The organism is Egicoccus halophilus (genome assembly GCF_004300825.1).
In the GTDB taxonomy this organism is placed as follows: Bacteria; Actinomycetota; Nitriliruptoria; order Nitriliruptorales; family Nitriliruptoraceae; genus Egicoccus; species Egicoccus halophilus.
Genome location: NZ_CP036250.1, coordinates 1,607,570 through 1,628,922, shown reverse-complemented (window position 1 = coordinate 1,628,922; position 21,353 = coordinate 1,607,570). Strand labels below are relative to the sequence as shown.

General features: G+C 73.3%; 15 protein-coding genes and 1 pseudogene. 8 read left to right on the top strand and 8 right to left on the bottom strand.

Translation table 11 applies throughout. The features are described from left to right. Window positions 1-258 precede the first annotated feature (258 nt). The gene (locus tag ELR47_RS07250; protein ID WP_130649286.1) at window positions 259-1,179 is read left to right on the top strand and encodes a type IV toxin-antitoxin system AbiEi family antitoxin; all 921 of its coding nucleotides are present in this window, start codon (window positions 259-261) and stop codon (window positions 1,177-1,179) included. Between the two features lie 318 nt (window positions 1,180-1,497). On the opposite strand, the gene ELR47_RS07245 is transcribed toward ELR47_RS07250, so the two are convergent. From ELR47_RS07245 to abc-f, 3 genes and pseudogenes are all read right to left on the bottom strand, one after another. After that, entirely contained in the window at window positions 1,498-3,606 is a 2,109-nt protein-coding gene (locus ELR47_RS07245; protein WP_130649285.1) for a 3-hydroxyacyl-CoA dehydrogenase NAD-binding domain-containing protein, read from the bottom strand. Between the two features lie 51 nt (window positions 3,607-3,657). After that, window positions 3,658-4,838: pseudogene (locus tag ELR47_RS07240) on the bottom strand (thiolase family protein). A gap of 162 nt (window positions 4,839-5,000) precedes the next feature. Beyond that, on the bottom strand, window positions 5,001-7,097 hold the full coding sequence (gene abc-f, locus ELR47_RS07235; RefSeq protein WP_130649284.1) for a ribosomal protection-like ABC-F family protein: 2,097 nt from the start codon (window positions 7,095-7,097) through the stop codon (window positions 5,001-5,003). A 33-nt stretch (window positions 7,098-7,130) separates the two neighbouring features. Between abc-f and ELR47_RS07230 the strand changes: the two genes are divergently transcribed. The 3 genes from ELR47_RS07230 to ELR47_RS07220 all read left to right on the top strand — a co-directional run bounded on the left by ELR47_RS07230 (window position 7,131) and on the right by ELR47_RS07220 (window position 12,347). Beyond that, the gene (locus ELR47_RS07230; protein WP_130649283.1) at window positions 7,131-8,957 is read left to right on the top strand and encodes an ABC-F family ATP-binding cassette domain-containing protein; all 1,827 of its coding nucleotides are present in this window, start codon (window positions 7,131-7,133) and stop codon (window positions 8,955-8,957) included. A gap of 182 nt (window positions 8,958-9,139) precedes the next feature. Then, window positions 9,140-10,279 (top strand): sigma-70 family RNA polymerase sigma factor, encoded by a 1,140-nt coding sequence (locus tag ELR47_RS07225; RefSeq protein ID WP_205745500.1) that lies wholly within the window; start codon window positions 9,140-9,142, stop codon window positions 10,277-10,279. Window positions 10,280-10,379: 100 nt separating this feature from the next. Next, window positions 10,380-12,347 carry a heparinase II/III domain-containing protein gene (locus ELR47_RS07220; RefSeq protein WP_130649282.1) on the top strand — a complete coding sequence of 656 codons (1,968 nt, stop codon included), beginning with the start codon at window positions 10,380-10,382 and terminating at the stop codon, window positions 12,345-12,347. Between the two features lie 242 nt (window positions 12,348-12,589). Here the strand turns inward: ELR47_RS07220 and ELR47_RS07215 are convergent, their stop codons facing one another. Next, the gene (locus ELR47_RS07215) at window positions 12,590-13,120 is read right to left on the bottom strand and encodes a DUF2087 domain-containing protein (protein WP_130649281.1); all 531 of its coding nucleotides are present in this window, start codon (window positions 13,118-13,120) and stop codon (window positions 12,590-12,592) included. Window positions 13,121-13,161: 41 nt separating this feature from the next. Between ELR47_RS07215 and ELR47_RS07210 the strand changes: the two genes are divergently transcribed. After that, window positions 13,162-14,121, top strand: a complete 960-nt coding sequence (locus ELR47_RS07210; RefSeq protein ID WP_130649280.1) for a DMT family transporter — start codon at window positions 13,162-13,164, stop codon at window positions 14,119-14,121. A gap of 27 nt (window positions 14,122-14,148) precedes the next feature. On the opposite strand, the gene ELR47_RS07205 is transcribed toward ELR47_RS07210, so the two are convergent. Both ELR47_RS07205 and ELR47_RS07200 read right to left on the bottom strand, forming a co-directional pair. After that, entirely contained in the window at window positions 14,149-14,613 is a 465-nt protein-coding gene (locus tag ELR47_RS07205; protein WP_130649279.1) for a hypothetical protein, read from the bottom strand. Beyond that, window positions 14,610-15,392, bottom strand: coding sequence for an SDR family NAD(P)-dependent oxidoreductase (locus ELR47_RS07200; RefSeq protein WP_130649278.1), 783 nt, complete (start codon window positions 15,390-15,392; stop codon window positions 14,610-14,612). The genes ELR47_RS07205 and ELR47_RS07200 overlap by 4 nt, the downstream gene beginning before the upstream one ends. Window positions 15,393-15,484: 92 nt before the next feature. Between ELR47_RS07200 and ELR47_RS07195 the strand changes: the two genes are divergently transcribed. From ELR47_RS07195 to ELR47_RS07185, 3 genes are all read left to right on the top strand, one after another. Then, window positions 15,485-16,489, top strand: a complete 1,005-nt coding sequence (locus ELR47_RS07195) for a 5'-3' exonuclease (protein ID WP_130649277.1) — start codon at window positions 15,485-15,487, stop codon at window positions 16,487-16,489. Window positions 16,490-16,682: 193 nt separating this feature from the next. After that, on the top strand, window positions 16,683-17,315 hold the full coding sequence (locus tag ELR47_RS07190) for a peroxiredoxin (protein ID WP_130649276.1): 633 nt from the start codon (window positions 16,683-16,685) through the stop codon (window positions 17,313-17,315). Window positions 17,316-17,391: 76 nt separating this feature from the next. Continuing rightward, on the top strand, window positions 17,392-18,288 hold the full coding sequence (locus ELR47_RS07185; protein WP_130649275.1) for a DNA-3-methyladenine glycosylase family protein: 897 nt from the start codon (window positions 17,392-17,394) through the stop codon (window positions 18,286-18,288). A 39-nt stretch (window positions 18,289-18,327) separates the two neighbouring features. On the opposite strand, the gene ELR47_RS07180 is transcribed toward ELR47_RS07185, so the two are convergent. Both ELR47_RS07180 and dacB read right to left on the bottom strand, forming a co-directional pair. Further along, window positions 18,328-19,302, bottom strand: coding sequence for an NAD(P)/FAD-dependent oxidoreductase (locus tag ELR47_RS07180; RefSeq protein WP_205745499.1), 975 nt, complete (start codon window positions 19,300-19,302; stop codon window positions 18,328-18,330). A gap of 146 nt (window positions 19,303-19,448) precedes the next feature. After that, on the bottom strand, window positions 19,449-21,314 hold the full coding sequence (gene dacB / locus ELR47_RS07175; protein ID WP_130649273.1) for a D-alanyl-D-alanine carboxypeptidase/D-alanyl-D-alanine endopeptidase: 1,866 nt from the start codon (window positions 21,312-21,314) through the stop codon (window positions 19,449-19,451). Window positions 21,315-21,353: the final 39 nt, after the last annotated feature.

The window sequence follows — 21,353 nt, the reverse complement described above, 5'->3', positions numbered from 1 at the left end:
CGCCCTCCTCTCACCTGCGCGCCTACCCCCGCCTCCCGGCCGGCCCTTGGCCGACGCACGTGCGTCCTCATCCGCACGGACCCGTCCTTCGACGCACGTGCGTGGACCGACGATCCGCACGTGCGTCCTCATCCGCACGGACCCGTGCTTCGACGCACGTGCGTCCAGGCCGCGGGCCGGCCGGCCGCGGTGCGGTTGTCCACCGTGAGATGCCTGCCGGGCGGTCGCTGCGGCGGTGCGTCCGCAAGACTGCCAGGCATGGGATGGTACGAACTGCACCGGATCGCGCGGCACGGGGTCGTGTGTCTCGCGGACGCGCCGATGGCCGGGATCCCGCGGCAGACGCTGCAGTCGAAGGCGCAGCGTGAGCGATGGCGGATGGTGGCCCCCGGCGTCTGGTTGCTGCCCGGAGCTCCGGCCTCCGGGGTGGCCCGTGCCTACGGTGCGACGCGGGGCGTGGCGGGCAGCGTCGCCACGGGCTGGACGGCAGCGAACCTCCACGGCCTGCTCCGAGCCGCCCCCGCCCGCGTCGAACTGCTGCGTCCGGTCGGTGTCGGCGACATCACCACCCAACAGCTGGTCGCACGTCGGACGCGGTCGCTGCCGGCCGTGGACCGCACGACGATCGATGGCGTCGCGGTGGTCACGGCCGCTCGGATGCTGCGCGAGCTGGCCCGGCGTGCCGACGCGGCGCGCTTGCGCAACCTCGTCATCGACGCGCGGGTCCGGGACCGGGCGATCCTCGCCGAGGTCGCCGCGCTGCTCGAGCGCGACCAACGGTTCCCCGGGCGTCGCCGACTGTCTGCACTCGTCTCGGAGTTGCAGGACGACGGCTCGGACTCGGGCTTCGAGTTCCACGCCGTCGGACGACTGCGCGAGGAGGGACTGGCGCCCGACCGTCAGCAGGAGGCGGTAAAGACGCACCTCGGGCCCCGGTTCTTCGATCTCGTGTGGCTCGCACAGGGTGTGGCCGTCGAGTGCCTCGGGTTCAGCTTCCACGCCAGCGCGGCACAACTGAAGCGTGACGTGGAGCGGCAGAACGCCATCGCCGCGGCCGGCGACCAGTGGCTCGTGCTCGGGCTGACGTGGGAGATGTTCCACCGCGAGTGGCCGGAGTTCGTCGCGGTGCTCCGCACGTGCCTCGAGCTGCGTGCCACGCGTCGCGCCGGCGGGCGCTGACCCGGAAAGCGCAACGGGCGCTGACCCGGAAAGCGCAACGAGGCCCCACCGAAGGCGCCAGGGCCCCCGAAGGCGCCAGGCCCCCGAAGGCGCCAGGGCCCCCGAAGGCGCCAGGCCCCCGAAGGCGCCAGGCCCGACGCACGTGCGTCCCCGGCCGGCGAGATCCGGACCAGGACGCACGCACGGAGGCGCCCCCGACGCACGTGCGTCCTGGACCGGTGGTTCGGACCAGGACGCACGTGTGCCGTCGCGCGGGGGCGGCCGCGGGCGGACGCCGACCGGACCGCCCGCACGCGGCCCGGCGTGGCGATTCGCGGGTCAGGGGGTCTGGGCGTGGTCCTCGGCGGTGACCAGGGGACGGCCGGCGACGGCCTGGCTGATTCCGGTCTGGTCGAGGTGTCGGCACAGCCCACCGAGGAAGAACGGGAAGCCCGCACCGAGGATCATGCCGGTGTCGATGTCGCGGGCGTCGGCGACCGTGCCGTCGTCGAGCATCCGCGCACACTCGTCGGCGGCTGCCTCGAGCGCCACCCGGCGGATCTCGTCGGCGCTCATCGGCGTCGCGTCCGCGTCCACCTCGACGGCCGCACGCACCGCCGCGAAGACCTCACCGCCGGCGGACCAGTCGTAGATCCCCGGCACGTCGGCGTGGGCGATGGCGCGGAAGTTGTCGTCGATCACGAACCGGTCGGGGAAGGCCTCGGCGAGCGTCTCGGCGGTGTGGAACGCGACCTGGAGCCCGACCAGGCCGAACAGCTCGAACGGCCCCATCGGCAGCCCGAGGCCCTTGACCGCCTCGTCGATCTCGCGGAAGTCGTTGCCGCGCCGCAACGCCTGCACGGCGGTGCCGTTGAAGCGGCTGAGCAACCGGTTGACGATGAACGCCGGCCGGTCGGCGCACTGCACGCCGGTCTTGCGCAGCTTCTTCGCCACGTCGAAGGCGGTCGCCATCGCCGCGTCGGACACGCCCTCGGGGCGGATCACCTCGACCAGCGGCAGGACCGCCACCGGGTTGAAGAAGTGGAACCCGACGACCCGTTCCGGGTGCGCAAGCTTCGCCGCCATCTCCCCCACCGACAGCGACGAGGTGTTGGTGGCCAGGACGGCGCCCTCGTCGAGCACCTCCTCGAGGTCGGCGAAGATGGCCTGCTTGAGGTCCATGCGCTCGAGGACGGCCTCGATCACCCAGTCGGCGCCCCGGACGTCGTCGTACGAGGTGGTGTAGGTGACCAGCCCCTTGAGGAACGCGGCCTTGCCGGGCTTGAGGCGGCCCTTGGCCACCTGCTTGTCGAGTTCGCCCTCGACGTGCTCGCGGCAGCGGTCGAGAACGCCCTCGTCGATGTCCTTCAGCACCAGCGGCAGTTCGAGTCGCTGCAGGTGCAGGGCACCGAGCTGGGCACCCATCAGGCCGGCACCGACCACGGCCACCTTCGACAGCCGGCGTGGCGGTGCGTCGGGTCGCCAGGGCTGCTTCTTCGCCCGGTTCTGCACCAGGTCGAACGCGTAGACCGACGCCTGGGCCTGGTCGGCCGGCAGCAGCTGCGCGAGCGCCTCGGACTCCTTGCGGCGGCCCTCGTCGAGGTCACCACCACGGGCGGCGAACTCGATCAGCTCCAGCGCCAGGTACGGCGCGCGGGTGGCGCCGTGCACCTTCGCGTCGACGAACGCGCGGACGTCGGTCAGCGCCTCGTCGAGGCCCTCGGTCGGGTCGACCCCGTCGGCCCCCGGACGCTCGATGGTCTCCTGCCCGGTCACCAATCGCTCGAGCAGGGCGAGCGACTCGTCGAGGAACACGGCCGAGTCGATCAGCCGGTCGGCGAACCCGCGTTCGAAGGCCTCCCGGGGCTTCATCACCTTGTTGTTGTTGAGCGCGTTGACCACGATGGCGTCGAGGGCGTTGCGGGCACCGACGACCCGGGGGGCGAGCTGCGTGCCGCCCCAACCGGGAACGATCGACAGGAACACCTCCGGGAACGCGATCGCGGCCGCGCCGGTCGACACGGTGCGGTAGTCGCAGTGCAGGGCGATCTCGAGTCCACCACCCATGCAGGCGCCGTTGATGGCGGCCAGGGTCGGGAACGGCAGCGCCATCAGGCGGGCGAAGACGGCATGACCGCCCTCGCCGCCCGCACGGGCAGCCTCGGCGTCCATGCCGGTGAACTGGGTCAGGTCGGCGCCGACGGCGAAGATGAACTGCTTGCCGGTGAGCAGCAGTCCCTTGACGTCGGTCTGTGTCTCGAACTCGTCGAGGGCCTCGTCGAGCGACGCGAGGGCCTGCGCCCCGAAGGTGTTGGGCTTGGTGTGGTCCCGACCGTTGTCCATGGTCAGGATCGCGAGCCGGCCGGCCGTCGGCGAGTCGTCGTAGGTGAGCTTGAAGCGCGTGTACACCCGGTCGCGGGTGGCCGTCGAGTTGGCGTCGTCAGACATCGGTCACTCCCAGAGAGGTCGAGGTGGTGCGTGCCGCGGGTCCGGAGGGGGTCACACCCGCTCCCACAGCACGGCGGCGCCCATGCCCAGCCCGACACACATGGTGGTCAGCCCGAGCCGGGCGTCGGGGGTGCGCTGGAAGTAGGTGGCGACCTCCATCGCGAGCCGCGCGCCGGAGAACGCCAGCGGGTGGCCCATGGCGATCGCCCCGCCGTAGGGTTGACGTGCGGCGCGTCGAGCGGCAGGCCGAAGTGGTCGAGGAAGGCGACGCACTGGACCGCGAAGGCCTCGTTCATGTCGATGACGTCGAGGTCGTCGATCGACAGGCCCCGGCGTGCGAGCAGCTTCTCGGTGGCCGGGATCGGACCCGACCCCATCGTCTCGGGCTCGACGCCGACGAACACGTAGTCGCGGATGCGCATGGTCGGCGTCAGCCCGTACTCGTCGACGGCCGTCCCCGACGCGAGCAGCACGCCGCCGGCGCCGTCGTTGAGGCCGGCCGCATTGCCGGCGGTGACGTACCCGCCGGGGCGGAACGGCGAGCGCAGCTTGGTCAGGTCCTGCATCGTGGTGCCCGGCCGGGGGTGTTCGTCGACCCGCACGACCCGCCAGCCGTCCTCGGCCGACCACACCGTGGCCGGCACGACGTGGGTGTCGAAGGCACCGTCGGCCTGCGCCTTGCCGACCCGCTCCTGCGACCCCAGCGCGTACTCGTCACAGCGCTCGCGCGTGACCGCGGGGAACTCGTCGTGCAGGTTCTCGGCCGTGTTGCCCATCACGAGGGCGGAGCCGTCGACGAGGCGGTCCGACAGGAACCGCGGATTCGGGTCGACCTCGGCCCCCATCGGGTGGTGGCCCATGTGCTCCACGCCACCGGCGAGCACGAGGTCCTGCGCGCCGACGCGGATGGCGTTGGCCCCGTTGACGATGGCGGTCAGGGCGCCGGCGCACATGCGGTCGAGTGCGTAGCCGGGGACCTGCTTGCCGAGTCCGGCGAGGATCGCCAGCGACCGGCCCAGGGTCAGTCCCTGGTCACCGACCTGGGCGGTCGCGGCCCAGACCACGTCGTCGATCCGGTCGGCCGGCACGGACGGGTTGCGGTCCAGCAGCGCACGGATGGCACGTACGGACAGGTCGTCGGCGCGGGTGCCGGCGTAGTAGCCGGTGTCCTTGGCCCGCCCGATGGGCAGACGGACGCCGTCGACGTAGTAGGCGTCGGAGAGCTCGGGCACGTTCGGTTCCGTTCGGTCGGGCAACGCGGCGTCGGACCGACGGGACGACCACCGGTGCCTCCCGTCACGGAACGATGTTCGCGCATCCGTTCCGCGGCGCGCAAGGTGACACCGGCGTCATGCCACCCCGGCCCCGTACGGCACCCCAGGACCCTGGGGCGTTCAGGCGAAGCGGTCCTCGATCTCGGCCTCGGCCTGCTCGAGACGGGTCTGGGCGTCCTCCCAGGCGGTCATCAGGTCGCTCGCGCGGTCCTTGGCCTGACCGTGCTCGGCCACCAGCCCCTTGACCCGGTTCCCGTCGGCGTACACGTCCGGGTCGGCGAGCTCGCGAGTGAGCTCGGCGACGCGCGCCTCGACACGCGCCAGTTCCTTCTCGACGCGCGCGACCTCGCGCTTGAGGTCCTTGGTCGCCTGGTGGCGGGCGTTGCGCCGCTCGGCCGCCCGGCGTTTGTCGACCGGTCCGCGTCCCTCGCCACCGCGTCCCTCGCCACCGCGTCCCTCGCCGCCGCGTCCGTTCCCGCCGCGTCCGTTCCCGGAACCGGCCGCCGGGCTCGTGCCAGCAGGGCGTCCGTCGGCGGGCCGCCGGCTCGTGGGCGCGCCACCGCGTGCACCGGGGTTCGCGGCGCGGCGGGACTGCAGCTCCTCGAAGGTGCCGTCGAACCACCGGGCGCGGCCGCCACCGACCTCGACGATGGCGTCGGCGACACCACGGATGACGTGGCGGTCGTGGGTGATCAGCAGCACCGTGCCCGGATAGGCCAGCAGCGCGTCCTCGAGGACGTCGCGGCTGGCGAGGTCGAGATGGTTGGTCGGTTCGTCGAGCAGCAGCAGGTTCACCGGCGACGCCATCACCTTGGCCAGTCCCAGCCGGGTGCGCTCGCCGCCGGAGAGCTCCCCCACCCGCCGGTCGGCGAGGTCACCCGGGAACCCGAACGCCCCCAGCATCGTGCGGGCGTTGACCTGCCGGTGGCGCTCCCCCAACGCGGTGCGGAACTCCTCCACGACGGTGCGGTCGAGGTCGAGCACCTCGGCCTGGTGCTGGTCGACCACCGCCACGTCGACGTTGTGCCCCAACGTGATCTCGCCCGCGTCGGCGGACAGCGATCCGGCCAGCAGGCGCAGCAGCGTGGTCTTTCCCGCGCCGTTCGGTCCGGTCATGGCGACCTTGCGGCCCCGTTCGATGACCAGGTCGACGCCGTCGAGCACGGCCGTGTCGCCGTAGGACATCCGTACGCCCGACAACTCGGCGACGACCCGCCCCGAGCGCTGGGGTTCGGGGAAGGCGAACCGGGCCACGAGCTGGCGGTGGTCGGGGATGTCGATGCGTTCGACGCGGTCGACCGCCTTGATGCGGGACTGGACCTGGCGCGCCTTGGACGCCTTGTAGCGGAAGCGCTCGATGAACCGCTCCGCCTGGGCCAGCTGGCGGTCCTGCTGCGACTTGGCGGCCCGCAACTGGGCCAGGCGCTCCTCGCGCTGGGCGACGAACGAGGCGAACCCACCCTGCTCGGCAGCGGTCGTGCCACCCCGCACCGTGTACTCGGTGGCGGTGCCGGCCGCGACCTCGACGATCCGGTCGGCGACCGCGTCGATGAAGTCACGGTCGTGGCTGACGAACAACAGGCCGCCCGGCAGGTCCGCCAGGGTCTGCTCCAGCCACGCGATGGTGTCGAGGTCGAGGTGGTTGGTCGGCTCGTCGAGCACCAGCAGGTCCGGCTTGCTCAGCAGCAGCCGGGCCAGGGCGACCCGCACCCGCCAGCCGCCGGAGAGCTCGCCCGTGGACCGGTCGGCGTCCTGGGGCGCGAACCCGAGACCGGCCAGCACCCGGTGCGCCTCGGCCTCGACCTCGTAGCCGCCGAGCTGGGTGAAGCGGTCCTGCACGTGCGCGTAGCGGCCGAGGAACCGCTCCTGCTCGGCCTCGTCGGTGGTGTGCTCGATGCGCCGTTCGAGCTCACGCAGCTCGGTCTCGAACTGCAGGATGTGACCGGCGCCCTCGAGGACGTGCCCGAGCACCGTGCCCGATTCCCCGACCGCGTCGACGACGTCCTGCGGCAGCCAGCCGATGCGCAGGTCCTTGGGCCGGCTCACGGTGCCCTGGTCCGGCTCCCGGTTGCCGACGACCACGTTGAGCAGGGTGGTCTTGCCGGCACCGTTGCCACCGACGAGCGCGACGCGCCGCCCCGGCGGGAACCGCAACGAGACGTCGGAGAACAGCGTGCGGGCCCCGAACGAGACACCGACACCGGACAGGGAGATCACGACGGGCCTCGCGGAAACGGCGGTGGCGAGCCGATGAGCCTACCCTCCGCCGCCATGCACCTGATGTCGCTCGACAACGTCGCGGCGTCCGTGGAGGGCCGGACCCTCTTCACGGGCGCCTCCTTCGGCCTGACCTCGGACGATCGCGTCGGCCTGGTCGGCCCCAACGGCTCGGGGAAGACCACGCTGCTGCGGATCATCGCGGGCGAGCGCCCGCCCGACGCCGGCAGCGTCGTCCCGCGCAGCGGCCTGCGCATCGGGATGCTCTCGCAGCAGCCCCGCCTCACCGACGAACGCGCGCTCGACGTCGTGCTCGCCGGGGATCCCACCGCGGCACCGCACGAGGCCGAACGGCTGCTCGACGTGGTCGGCATCGACCCCGAGCAGTCCACCGCGCGGATGTCGGGCGGCCAGCGACGGCGCGTCGCGGTCGCGCAGACCCTGCTCGCGCCCTCGGACCTGCTGATCCTCGACGAGCCGACCAACCATCTCGACGTCGACACCATCGACTGGCTCGAGGACGAACTGCGGCGGCGGGCGAGCGGGCTGGTGTTGGTCACCCACGACCGCTACGTGCTCGAGCGGCTCGCCAACCGGATGCTCGACCTCGCCGACGCCGGCACGTCCGGGACGGAGCGACCCCGCCAGGTCCACTGGCACGAGGGGTCGTACTCGTCGCTGCTCGAGGCCCGCGCCGAACGGGCCGCCTCGCGCGAGCGCTCCACCGCCCGCGCCCGCAACCTGCTGCGCAAGGAGGTCGCCTGGCTGCGTCGCGGCCCCAAGGCCCGCTCCTCCAAGCCCCGGTTCCGGGTCGAGCAGGTCGAGGTCCTGCGCGATGCGGCCGCCGGGGACCTCGAGGCGAAGCCGCTGGACCTCGGCACCGGACGCACCCGGCTCGGCAACGACGTGCTCGACCTGCGCGAGGTCACCGTCCGCCGTGGCGAGCACACGGTGCTCGACCGTGTCGACCTCGGCATCGGCCCGGGCGAGCGGGTCGGGATCGTGGGTCCCAACGGGGCCGGCAAGACCACCCTGCTGCACGTGCTCACCGGTCGGCTCGCGCCGGACGCGGGTGAGGTCCGTGTCGGTACCACGGTCGAGTTGGCGCTCTACGAGCAGGAACTGCGAGCCCCGGGACCGGCGGGACCCACCTCAGCCGGCAGCAGCGCCGGTGACGAGAACCGCACCGTGCTCGACACGGTGCTCGACATCGCCCCGTTCGTCCCGCTCGCCAACGGCGAGACGCTGCCCGCGCACCGGTTGGCGGAGCGCTTCGGCTTCGACGGACAACTGCAGCGCACCCCGCTGGAACGGCTCTCGGGCGGCGAGCGTCGGCGGGTCGCGCTGCTGCACCTGCTGGTCGCCGCGCCCAACGTGCTGGTGCTCGACGAGCCCACCAACGACCTCGACCTCGACACGCTCACGGTCCTCGAGGACCACCTCGACGGTTTCCGGGGCACCCTGGTGGTCGCCTCGCACGACCGCTACGTACTCGACCGGCTCACCGACCGCATCGTCGCCGTGGAACACGGCCGGCTCACCGAGCACCTCGACTGGGAGTCCTACCGCAACGAGCACCGGCTGCGGACCCGCGCCGCCGCCGACCGCGCGGCCGCCGAGGCCGCGGCCCCCACGGCCAGCGCCCAGGACAACAAGGCCCGGCAGGCGGCCCGCAAGGAGGCACGCCGGCTCGAGCAGCAGGTCGAGCGCCTCGGGGCGCGTCGGGACCGTCTGCACGCCGACATGGCCGCGGCCGCCACCGATGTCGCCCGGCTGGGCCGACTGCAGGCCGAGCTCCACCAGGTCGAGGGGGAGTTGACCGCCGCCGAGGACCGCTGGCTCGAGCTCACCGTCGACTGAGCCACGCACGCCGGGTGGGGGACCCACCGTGGACCGAACTGAAGAACAGCTGAGAGTCCGTGCCGGGGTCGTCGCCGCCACGAATCCGCAGGTCCGGTTGGGGCAGCCGGCCGGTAGGGTGCGAGCGAGCGTGGACGAGCAGGCGCCACCGGGGCGATCCGGGGGCATGCCGGGGGGTGAGCGTGGCCGAGACGGGCATCATCGCGGACCGGACCGGACTGCAGGAGCTGTGGTCGCGGGCGGCGGGGCGTGGGTACGTCCTGCTGAGCGAGATCCACGAGCTGCACGACCCGCTCGAGGATCCCGCCGGCTGGCCGGACGAGATCGCCACCATCGCCCGTGACGCCGGGCTGGAGGTGGTCGACGACCTGACCAGCGACGTGCCTCCACCGCCGTCGTCACTGCTCACGTCCACCACCGACGGTGTCCGCCACTACCTCAACGCCATCGGCCGCGTCGCGCTGCTCACGGCCGAGGAGGAGGTCGACCTCGCCAAGCGCTACCACGCGGGCGTGGCCGCGGCGACCGCGCTCCAGCGCGACGCCCTCCCGAGCCCGCGCCGCGCACAGCTGCGGCGTCTGGTCGAGGACGGCGCACGCGCACAGGAACGGCTGGTCACCGCGAACCTGCGGCTGGTCGTGTCGGTCGCCCGGCGCTACCTCGGCCGCGGCCTGTCCCTGCTGGAACTGGTGCAGGAGGGCAACCTCGGGCTGATGCGCGGCGTGGAGAAGTTCGACCACACCAAGGGCTACAAGTTCTCGACCTACGCGACCTGGTGGATCCGTCAGGCCCTCACGCGCGGCACCGCGAACAAGGCCCGCTCGGTCCGCCTCCCGGTGCACGTGCACGAACTGGTCGCCAAGGTGCGGCGCACCGAGTTCGAGCTGTTGCAGACGCTCGGGCGCGAGGCCACCGACGAGGAGGTCGCCGAGGACCTCGGGTTGAGCCTGCCACGACTGCGTGAGCTGCGCCTGGCCGGCCGCGAGATCACCTCGCTGGACCGCAGCGTCGGCGAGGACAGCGACGCCACGCTCGGCGACCTCGTCGCCGACGAGGACGCCGAGGACCCGGAGCTGCTCGCCACGGCGGGCATGGCGCGCCGCGAGGTGGTGCTGGCACTCGAGAGCCTCCACGAACGCGAACGGGGCGTGCTCGAGCTGCGCTACGGGCTGTCGGGCGACGAGCCCCGCACGCTCGAGGAGATCGGCGAGCTCTACGGCGTCACCCGCGAGCGGATCCGGCAGATCGAGAAGAAGACGCTGGCCAAGCTCCGGCACCCCTCCCACGCCCACCGTCTCCGGGCCTTCGCCACCGACCTGTAGGCCGGCTGGTGGCCGGCCGCCGTCCGATCCGCGGTGGCGGGCACGACCGCCCGTCGGCCGCGCTGGTTAGCGTGCTGCCGGTTCGACCAGGACGGGGTGCATGCGAACGCGGGCAGCGGCACGTGGCGGCATCGGGATCGCCGCGGTGGCCGCGCTCGCACTGCTGACGAGCGTTCTCGTCGGCGCCTCGCCCTCGCCTCCCTGGTCGTCCCCGGCCGGTGACCTCGCCGGCCCGGACACCGCGTCGGACGCCGTCCTCGACCCGACACGGACGCGACCGGCCGAGACCCCGACCGTCGACGAGGCCGCGCCCCCGCCCCCGCCCGACCCGTCCGCTCCGGACGGGCCGGCGACGGACGTCGCCGGTGGCGACCCCGGACCCGGTCCCGCGGCCGACGCGCCGCTGTGTCCCGGGTTCTCGGGACTGGGTCGCGCGAACCCGCTCGACGACGTGCTCGCCGGCCAGGTGGTCCTCAACGACCGCGCGCCCGTGGACGTCCGCGACGGCGCCGGGGGGATCGACTGGGGTCTGGACCCCTACGGCGACGCGACCTGGCGGCTGTGGTTCTCCTCGTTGCGCTGGCTCGGGTCGGCGATCCGTGCCGAGGACCCCGCGGGCCTGCGCTTCGCCCAGGACGTGGTGGCCGACTGGGCCGAGCGACACGAGGTCGCCGAGCTGACCGGGCAGGCCGCCGAGGCGGTCCGCCACCGCGCCAACGTGCTCATCTGCCTGCGCGAGCGGACGGGACCGGCCGACGGACTCGACGAACTCCTGGCCGACCACGCCGAGTTCCTGATCGAGCACTACAGCGGGGACTGGAATCACGGGCTCGACGACAACCTCGCCCTGTACGCGGTCGGCTGCGCGCTCGAGGACGACGACCTGCGCGACCACGCCCGCGAGCGCACCGAGGTGCTCGCCGCGGCCGCCCTGCATCCCGACGGCGGCAGCAACGAGCAGGCACCGGGCTACGACCTCTACGTCCACCGCCGGTTCGCGCTGCTGCTCGACCACGTCGAGCACTGCGGTGACGAGGTGTCCGACGACCTGCGCGAGCGCGTCGAGGCCATGCCGGCCTTCCTCGCCCACGCCACCAAGCCCGACGGCCACCTGCCCAACATCGGTGACTCGTACGCCACGGACCGTCCCGACGACGTCGAGGGCACCCCGATGGCCCACGCGCACCACCTCGGTGCGCAGGGGACGCCGCCCGACGCGCGCACCGCGGTGTTCGAGGTCGGGTACGCCTTCGGCCGCTCCTCGTGGGGCACGGGCGGTCAGGACTTCACCGACGCGTCCTGGTGGGCACTGCGCTTCGGCCCCGAACGCCTCGTGCACGGCCACGAGGACCGCACCTCGCTGCTCTGGTACGCCCGCGGCCGCGACCTGCTCGTCGACTCCGGCCACGTGGGGTACCAGGACACGTCCTACCGGGCGTTCCTGCGTGGCCTGCGGGCGCACAACGTGCTCACGATCGAGGACGAGCCGTTCGACAGCGCGCCGACCGAGCTGCTCGTGACCGACTTCCGCGACGGTGCGGACGTCCTCGCGGTCCGCGACCCGTCGTACCCGCGCTTCCCTCGGGAGCGGACCGTGATGATCGCCTCCTCCCCCGACGTGGTCGTCGTGCTCGACCGCGCAGCCGGGCCGGAGCCGCGGACCATGACCCAGCACTGGCACCTGCCCGCCGAGCTGACGGCGCACGTGACCGCTCCGGGACGGGTCGAGGCCGAGGCCGACGACACGACGCTGGTCGTCGAGCAGGTCCCGTGGCCCGGGACCTCCGTACCGTCGGACGGCACCGAGGTCGTCGTCGGCCGGGAGGATCCCTACCAGGGCTGGCGCTCACCGCGGGTGCACGAGCGCGTCGCGGCACCGACGGTCGAGTTCCGCCACACCACCGACGACCTCGCGCTGGTGACGGTCCTGGCGGCCGTGGATCCGCGGGCCGAGGTCCGCACCTCCCTGCACGCCGATGGCGACGGACACCGGCTCGAGGTCGTCGCCGGCGACGAGGCGCTGACCGCGGACATCGATGCCGAAGGTCGGATCACCCGCAGCGACTGACGCAGCGCACCCGGCGCCCCGCCGCCGTACCCTCGTCCGCCGAGTCCCGGTGGAAGGCAGACGGTGGCCTCGTTCGAACTGTTGGCGCTGCTGGGCCTGCTCGTCGTCGTGGCGCTGGTCCCGACGCTGTTCGTCGGCCTCGCGCGCGCCGTCGCCTGGGCCGAGGGGCTCGTCGTGCAGGTGCGGGCCGTCCCGTCGCGTCCGGGTCGGACCACCCGCCCGGGTCGGACCACCCACACGGGTCAGACCACGCGCCCGCCCGAGCGCCAGAAGACCCCCCGGTCGCGGTCGAGCAGCCCTTCGTCGACGAGGTGGCGTCGCAGGCTCGCGTAGTCGTCGTGGAACGGTGCGAGCAGTGCGTTGACCTCCGCCTCGGTGTAACGGCGCCCGGGCTCGAACTCGAGCGCCAACCGTTCGAGCACGACCAGGCGCTTGCTCCACGAGGCGGGGATCTCGGTCAGCCGCTGGCCGGTGAAGAACCGACCGAGGACGTCCGCCTCGTCGGATGTCATGCCGAAGGCGATCCGCGGGTGCGGTGGTGCGGCCTGTGGCAGCTGTTGCGACACCGACCGCCAGGCGGCCTCGTCGAGGCGGTAGCGCTCCCCCTCGCGCGTGACCAACCCGGCCTGCACCAGCGGCGCGAGCGTGCGTACGACGTCCCGACGGCGGACACCGGTCGACGTCGCGAGGTCGTCGGCACTCGCCCAGCGCAGCGCGACGGCGCCGACCACGGCGAGACGCGAGGGCTCGAGCAGGGTGCGCAGCAGATCCATGGCGTCCATGGACCCAGGTGTAGCGGCACTAGGATCGCCGTGTGCGCCCCCTTCCCCGCCCTGCCGTCCTGCTCGGCCTGCTGATCGGCGCCGTCGCGGTGTCGACGTCGGCGATCCTGGCCCGCGTCGCCATGGGCGAGGACCCCGGGGTCGCCACCGCCGCCCAGGGCAGCGCACCGGCCCTCGCCGTGGCCTTCTGGCGCACGGCCCTGGGGGCACTGGCGCTGGCCCCGTCGGCCGTGCGCCGCCAGCGCCGAGCGGGTCGGCCACTGACGACCGTCCGCCACCGACAGCTGTTCGGCTCCGGGTGTTCCCTGGCGCTGCACTTCGCGCTGTTCCAGGGGGCACTGGCGTTGACCACCGTGGCCAGCGCGGTGACCCTGGTCACCATGTCGCCGGTGTTCGTCGCGCTGGGCGGCTGGTGGTGGCTGCACGAGCGGACCGAGCGCCGCACGGTGGTCGGCATGGCGCTGACGATCGTGGGGGCGGTCGTGATCGGGGTCGGTGACGCCACGGCACTGGACTTCGGCCGGCAGGCGCTGCTGGGGGACGCGATGGCCTTCGGTGGGGCGATCGCCATCACCGGCTACCTGCTCGTCGGGCGGGTCGCCCGACGTGACGTCCCCGCGACGGTGTACTCGTGCGTCGTGTACGCCTGGGCCGCCCTGGTCCTGCTCGTCGTGTGCCTGCTGCTGCGCGTACCGCTGGTGGGCTACGCCCCGACCACCTGGCTCGCCATCGCCGGGATCGTGATCGGTCCGCAGTTGCTCGGCCACACCGTGTTCAACACGTTGCTCGCCAGCGTGCCGGCCACCGTGGTGTCGATCGTGGTGCTCTCCGAACCGGTCGGCGCCGGACTGCTCGCCTGGCTGCTGCTCGACGAACTGCCGGCCGGGCCGTTCGCGTTCGGCGCACCACTGGTACTGATCGGCGTGGCGATCGCGACCGCGCGACGCCGGCGGGCACGCGAGGCCGCCGAGGTCACCGCCCGCGAGACCTGAGCCGCGACGCCACGCGACCGCCAGCGCTCAGAACAGCAGCGGCAGGGTCGGGCGCTCCTCGACCACCCCGACGATCGCGCCGCTCACGGCACCCGCCCGGGCCAGGGTGTCGATCCGCGCCGCCAGCGCCACGGGATCCTCGTCGGCCGAGAGCACCGTGTCGCGCACGACGACGAGCATCGTCCCGCGCACGCGGCGGGCGGCCGCCAGCCAGCCGGCATCGACGGCGGCCCGAGGCGCGCGCAGCAGCGTGGCGTCCTGCTCGTCGACCAGGCGCAGGTCGTCGGCGTCCACGGAGAAACCGATCCGGGCACCACGCGGCAGGTCGACCCCGAGGAAGCCGGCGATCGCCGGCAGACCGCGCTCGTCCAGTGCCGCCAACAACCGCGGTCCCCGGCCGTGGGGCCCGACCGCCGCCACCAGCAGCGGCAGGCCGCGGACCTGCAGGAAGCGCAGGTGCACCGGGTCGTCGACGGCCGCCTGCGCACTCACGACGCCACCAGGCGACGGTGGGTCAGCGCCGAGACCCGACGGGTCACCGCGTCGGGAGCCCGGCGGGCCGCAGCCGCCACCACGCGGTCGGCGCGGCTCGGGGTGACGACCGCCCGGCCCCGCGCGAAGCCGCGCAACGCGTGCGTCACGACCTCGTCGGGTGACCGGACCAGGACCGGGGAGGACGTCGGCAACCGCTGGCCCGACGCCGCCGCGAAGCCCGTGGCCGTCAGCCCGGGGGCCACGACGCTCACGGTGACGCGGGTTCCCCGGGTCTCCTCGTGCAGGGCCTGCCCGAGGGCGTGCACGAACGCCTTCGAGGCCCCGTAGACGGCCGCGAACGGATCCGGTTGCCAGCCCGCCAGCGACCCGACCTGCACGATGCCGCCGGTGTCGCGGGCCAGCAGCTGCGGCAGCACCGCCCGGCTGCAGCGCAGCAGGGCGACGGCGTTGAGCGTGGTCAGCCGCGTCTGCTCGTCCACGTCCAGCTCACCGAACGCGCCGTAGGCACCCACGCCGGCCGCGTTGACCAGCAGGTCGACCGGAGCCGTGGTGGCGGCGAGCCGCTCCTCCACCCGGCGGGTCTCGGCCGGCCGGGTGAGGTCGGCGCCCAGCACCTCCGTCACCGTGGGCAGCGTGTCCGCCAGGGCGTGCAGGTGCTGCGCACGGCGGGCGACCAGCACCACCTCGACGCCCCGGTCCGCGAGGTGCCGGGCGAAGGCTTCGCCGATGCCGGAGGAGGCACCGGTGACCAGCGCGCGTCGGACGCGACCCTGCACCCGTTCTCCTTCTGGCTCGCGGCGATCCTGGACGGAACGAGGCTACTGGTTCGCTACCGTCGGCTCCGACGTCACGACCGCCAGGACCCGCCGTGCCCCCTCCTCCCGCGTCGCCCCGCGTCCTCGCCGTGGACGGCAACTCCCTCGGGCACCGGGGCTTCCACAGCGCTCGCGCGGAGGCCGAACGCGAGGGATGGTCGATCCCGTTCGTGACCGGTGCGGTGGTCGGGATGCTCGCCTCCGCCTGGATCGAGGGTCCCTACGACGCGGTCGTGGTCGGCTTCGACCACCCGACCAACCAGCGCAAGCTCGACCATCCCGAGTACAAGGCCAATCGCGCCGCCACGCACCCCGACCTGCCCGGTCACCTCCAGGCGTTGCGTGGCCATCTGCGCGACTGCGGGTTCACCGTCGCCGAGATCCACGGTGCCGAGGCCGACGACCTGCTCGCCGCCACGGTGGACACCTGCGCCGAACGCGGGTGGCCCTGTGACGTGCTCAGCTCCGACCGGGACCTGACCGCGCTGGTGGGGCCGAACACCCGGCTGCTGCGTCCACGCGCGACCTTCGCCGACCTCAAGGTCTACGACGAGGCCGCCGTGCAGGACGAGTACGGCGTGCCGCCCGCCGGTTACACCGACCTCGCCGCGCTGCGCGGTGACCCGTCCGACGGTCTGGCGGGCGCCACCGGCATCGGCCCGAAGATGGCGGCCCGTCTGGTGCGCGACTACGGCAGCGTCCTGGCCATGTACGACGCGCTGCAACATCTGGCCCCGCGGGTCGAGGCGGCGCTGCGTTCCAGTCGCGACCGCGTGCTGCGCAACCTCGAGCTGATGGCGCCGATCCCCCACCTGTCCGTCGACGTCGAGGGCGCCGTGGCCGCCGGCGTCGACCACCGCCGGGTCGAGGCCACGATGGACGGTCTCGGTCTGTACGCGGCCGCCCGTCGCTTCGTCCGTGCCGTCACCACGCCGCCGCCACCGCCACTCCCGCCGATCCCGTCGGATCCCGACGACCTGGTCGGTGCCTTCGCCGCGGCCGCGCCCACCCCGGTGACCACCTCGCCGGTGTCCGGTGAGCAGGTCAGCCTGTTCTGAGGGCGGCCCTCCCGCTGACCGGTGACCCGGGGCGGTTTGCACGGTTGGCACTTCGACGTCGCGCGATCGCCGGGCACCGCTCCGTACGGTCGTCGGCGACGCGCCCGACCACTGCGGTCGGTGCCCCGGACCAGAGGTGTCCGGCCCCCGACGTCGCCTTCGACAACGGGTTCCCTACCAGGAAGGACCAGCTGTGGCCATCCGACTCGGAGACGAGGCCCCGAACTTCACCGCTCCCACCACCGAGGGTGAGCTCAACTTCCACGACTGGAAGGGCGACGACTGGGCGGTGCTGTTCAGCCACCCGAAGGACTACACCCCGGTCTGCACCACCGAGCTCGGTGCCGTCGCCAACCTCAAGGACGAGTTCGACAAGCGCGGCGTGAAGGTCATCGGCCTGTCCGTGAGTCCGCTCGAGGACCACGAGGGCTGGGACAAGGACATCGAGGAGACCCAGGGCACGGCCCTGAACTTCCCGCTCATCGCCGACCCGGAGCGCAAGGTCGCCGACCTGTACGACATGGTGCACCCCAACGCCGACGACACCGCCACGGTGCGCTCGGTGTTCGTCGTCGGACCCGACAACAAGATCAAGCTCACGCTGACCTACCCGGCCGCCACGGGCCGGAACTTCGACGAGCTGATCCGCGTCCTCGACTCGCTGCAGCTCACCTCGACCCAGGGCCTGGCGACGCCGGCGAACTGGACCAAGGGTGACCGCGTCATCGTCACCCCGGCCGTCTCCGACGAGGACGCCAAGGAGCGGTTCGAGAACTTCGAGGCCAAGCGCCCGTACCTGCGCTACGTCGACGACCCGACCGCCTGACCGGCTCTCGGGACACCACCTCGCCCGACGCCCGAAGGCGTCGGGCGCGGCGCATGGTCGAGGTACCGTCCGACGGATGCGGCGCTTCTCGGTCCCCGGCCCCCTCGACCTGCTGACGTCCCTGCGTCCGCTGGTGCACTCGGCGCAGGATCCGACCATCCGCCTGCGGGCGACCGGGGTCGCCCGTTGCACCCGGACCCCCGACGGACCCGGAACGATCGAGGTCACGCGCGCGGGCGATGACGGGTTCGTCGCCCGCGCCTGGGGCCCCGGAGCCGCGTGGCTGCTCGATCGCGCCCCGGCACTGATCGGTGCGGACGACGACCGCACGGGCTTCCGGCCCGAACTGCACCCGCACGTGGCGCGTGCGGCGCACCGCCGTCCCGGCCTCCGACTGGGCCGCACGGGCGTCGCGTGGGACGGGCTCGTGCCCACCATCCTCGCCCAGCGCGTGACCTCGATCGAGGCGGCCCGCAGTTGGACGCGACTGGTACGGGCCCACGGGGAGGCGGCGCCCGGTCCCTACGACCTGCGGCTGCACCCGGCCCCCGACGTGCTCGCCGCACTGCCCTACTGGGCCTATCACCGCTTCGGCGTCGAACGCCACCGTGCCGAGGCGATCGTCGCGGCCGCGCGGTCCGCCGAGCGCATCCAGGCGGCGTTGACGCGTCCCGGACATGCCGCGGGCGAGACGATCTGCGGGATCCGGGGCCTGGGTCCCTGGACGGCGGCACTCGTGCTGCGCATCGCCACGGGCGACCCGGACCAGGTCGAGGTCGGCGACTTCCACGTCAAGAACCAGGTCGCGTGGGCCCTGGCCGGTGAACCGCGCGCGACCGACGAGCGCATGCTCGAACTGCTGGCTCCCTTCGCCGGGCACCGCGGGCGGGTCGTGCGCCTGCTGCTGGCGACCGGGGTGCGCGCGCCGACCTACGGCGCCAGGCAGCGGATCGTGGCGATCGAACGCCTCTGAGATGTCGTTCGTGCGCGGGAGGCGGACGACGACCGGCGCTCAGCCGGAGCTGTGCCCCGGGAAGACCCGCGCGGCGGGGTCGATGTAGACCGCCGCGTTGTTGACGGCGGTCGCCGCCTCACCGAAACCGACCGCGATCAGGCGCACCTTGCCCTCGTACTCGGTGATGTCCCCGGCGGCGAAGACCCCCTCGATCGAGGTCTGCATCCGCGTGTCGACGAGCACGTGCCGACCGTCGATCTCGATGTCCCACGACTTGAGCGGACCGAGGTCGGAGGTGAAACCGAGCGCGGCGACGACCGCCTGCACCTTGATCGTCTCCCGCTCGTCGGTCTTGTTGGAGAAGACCGTCGCCTCCTCGAGCCGGTCGGCGCCACGCAGCTGCGCGACCTCGGTGAACGTGAGCACGCGTACCGACGAGGCGTACAGCTTCTGGACCGAGTCCTCGTGGGCGCGGAAGCGGTCGCGCCGGTGGATCAGCGTGATCGAACGGGCGATGCCCTCGAGGTTGAGCGCCCAGTCCACCGCGCTGTCACCACCGCCGACGATCAGCACGTCGAGGTCCCGCATCGTCTCGAGTTCGCGGACGAAGTACACCAGCCCGCGTCCCTCGAACTCGGCCGCGTCCGGCAGCGGTCGGGGCGTGAAGGTGCCGATGCCCCCGGTGATCAGCACCGACCTGGTCGACACCTGCTCGCCCTTGTGCGTGCCGATCGTGAACGAGCCGTCGTCGTGCCGGGTCAACGTCTCGGCCCGGTGACCCAGCACGTAGGCGGGGTCGTAGGCGGCGGCCTGCTCGACGCAACGCTCGATGAGCTCCTGGCCCTTGATGGCGGGGAAGCCGGCGACGTCGTAGATCAGCTTCTCCGGATACAGCGCGGCGACCTGCCCACCCGGTTCGGGCAGCGAGTCGACCACCGCCGTGCGCATGCCCCGGAACCCGGCGTAGTACGCCGCGTAGAGGCCGGCCGGTCCGGCGCCGATGATGGTCAGGTCCACGGACTGTGTCGCCACGCTCGTTCTCGTTTCGTCGCTCCGACCCACCGCGCCGGATCACCGTAAACGCTCGACCACCACGGGCCCGTATCGGGTGGCGCGCGGTGCGTACCCGCTCGCGCGCCAAACGCTCGATGGGCTGAACGGCGTTCCGGTGGAGGAACTCAGCAGCGCACGACGACGGGCGGCACGCCGAGCGGGCCGGCCGGCGGTCCGGCGTCCACATCGCCGTCGGGGTCGGCGTCGGCGTCGACGTCGACGTCGGCGTCGACGTCGGCGTCGGGGTCGGCGTCGGCGGCGTCGTCGACCGGAGCCTCGTCCTCCGCGCTGGCCCCACCCTCGTGGCCCGCTTCGCCCTCGTCGCCCTCGTCGCCCGCCCCGCCCTCGTCCCCGTCGGCGCGCGCATCGCTCTCGGCGTCCTGCGGTGCCATCCGGACGTCGTCACCGACGGCCGGTTGCCGCACCTCGCACTGCTGCACGTCGGCGGCCAGCAGCAGGACCACCTCGTCCATCAGCGTGCGTACGAGCCACCGGCCGCGCTCGGCGTCGTTGCCGATGACGGCGAGGTGGTAGCGGCTGCCGTCGTCGCCGACCACGGCACCGGAGAGGCTGAGCACGTCGCTCAACGTCCCGGTCTTGCCGAAGAAGCGTCCGGCCGCCGGCGTGCCCCGCAACCGACGCTGCAGCGTCCCGCTCTCCCCCATCACGGCCTGCAGGGAGGCCCAGGTGACGGTCTGCTCGCCGCTCCACATGGTGCGGTCGAGGTCGACCAGCAGCCGGGCCGTGACGCGGTCGTCGCGCGAGAGCCCGGAACCGTCGGCGAAGGCCGCGCCGGAGTGGTCCACGCCGAGCTCGTCGAGCGCGGCCTTGACCGCGCGTTCCGAACGCTCCCAGCCGGCGCCTCCGGTGCGCTCGCGGCCGACGACGTGGAACAGGTGGTCGGTGAGGTGGTTGTCGCTGCGCTGGACCGCGAAGCGCAGGATGTCGACCAGCGGTGGACTGGCGACCTCCGCCAGTCCGCGTTCGTGGGCCGCGAGCCGGCGAGCGGCGTGCGCCTCGCCGTCGACCACCACCTCACGTTCGACGAGCAGGCGACGCAACTCCCTGGCCGCCTGCAACCGCGGGTCGGGGGCGAGCTCGACGCGCGCCAGCGGCGGGTCCAGGCCGGCGAGGCGCTCCTCGATCTGCTCGCGGGTGCCGATCAGCGGGATGCTCACGCGGTCGAGTTCCGTGTCCGTGTCCGTGTCCCCGTCCGACACCGCCACCTGCTCGGCCCGCTCGGCGTCGAGGTGCGGCCAGCGGATCGAGGTGGCCAGGCCGCCGTCGACGGTGAGTCCGCTGATGTAGCGGGCGTCGAAGTCGGCGAAGTAGCTGGGCCGCCAGCCCTCGGCACCGACGGGGTCGGCGTACCCCGGAGCGATGCCGCGCACGTTCCCGGTCACCCGTCGCAGTCCGGCCTCGACGAGCTGGTCGGCGAGCGACTCGAGCGGGGTGCGCGGCCGCGCCGGGTAGATCCAGCGCCCGTACTCGGGCGTCGCGAGCGTCGGGTCACCCGACCCGACCAGCACGAGATCGCCGTCCAACGTCCCGTCCGGTCCGATCGGGGCGGTCGCGTCGACCCGTGTGCGCAGGCGGTGGTCGGCGCCGAGCGTGGTGAGCGCCGCGGCGGCGGTGACGATCTTGAGCGTGCTGGCCGGCAGCACGTCCCGGTCCGCCTCGTGCGCCGCGACCTCGCGGCCGTGGGCGTCGGTGACCAGCACCGCCAGGTCCGCACCGTCCAGCGTTTCGACGGCGCCGGCGATCAGCAGCTCGAGCTGCGCGACCAACCGGTCGCGGGACTCCGGTGGTGGCGGTGGCGGTGGATCCGGCACCGACTCGGGCTCGGCCGGGACCGGGGCCACCTCCGGCTCGGCCGGGCGAGCCGCCTCCGGCGATGCCGGCGCCTCCGGCGGCGAGGCCGGCGCGGGTGCGTCGCCGTCAGGTGAGCAGGCACCGAGCAGCAGCGCCCCGACGAGCACGAGCGCGGTCACCGGGCCCGACGCCCGACCGCGCGGGGAAACCCACCGCCG

Excerpts from the sequence above, each read along its gene's own strand:
- ELR47_RS07250 (WP_130649286.1), top strand. The coding sequence starts at position 259 with ATGGGATGGTACGAACTGCACCGGATCGCGCGGCACGGGGTCGTGTGT.
- ELR47_RS07245 (WP_130649285.1), bottom strand. The coding sequence starts at position 3,606 with ATGTCTGACGACGCCAACTCGACGGCCACCCGCGACCGGGTGTACACG.
- ELR47_RS07230 (WP_130649283.1), top strand. The coding sequence starts at position 7,131 with ATGAGCCTACCCTCCGCCGCCATGCACCTGATGTCGCTCGACAACGTC.
- ELR47_RS07220 (WP_130649282.1), top strand. The coding sequence starts at position 10,380 with ATGCGAACGCGGGCAGCGGCACGTGGCGGCATCGGGATCGCCGCGGTG.
- ELR47_RS07215 (WP_130649281.1), bottom strand. The coding sequence starts at position 13,120 with ATGGATCTGCTGCGCACCCTGCTCGAGCCCTCGCGTCTCGCCGTGGTC.
- ELR47_RS07185 (WP_130649275.1), top strand. The coding sequence starts at position 17,392 with ATGCGGCGCTTCTCGGTCCCCGGCCCCCTCGACCTGCTGACGTCCCTG.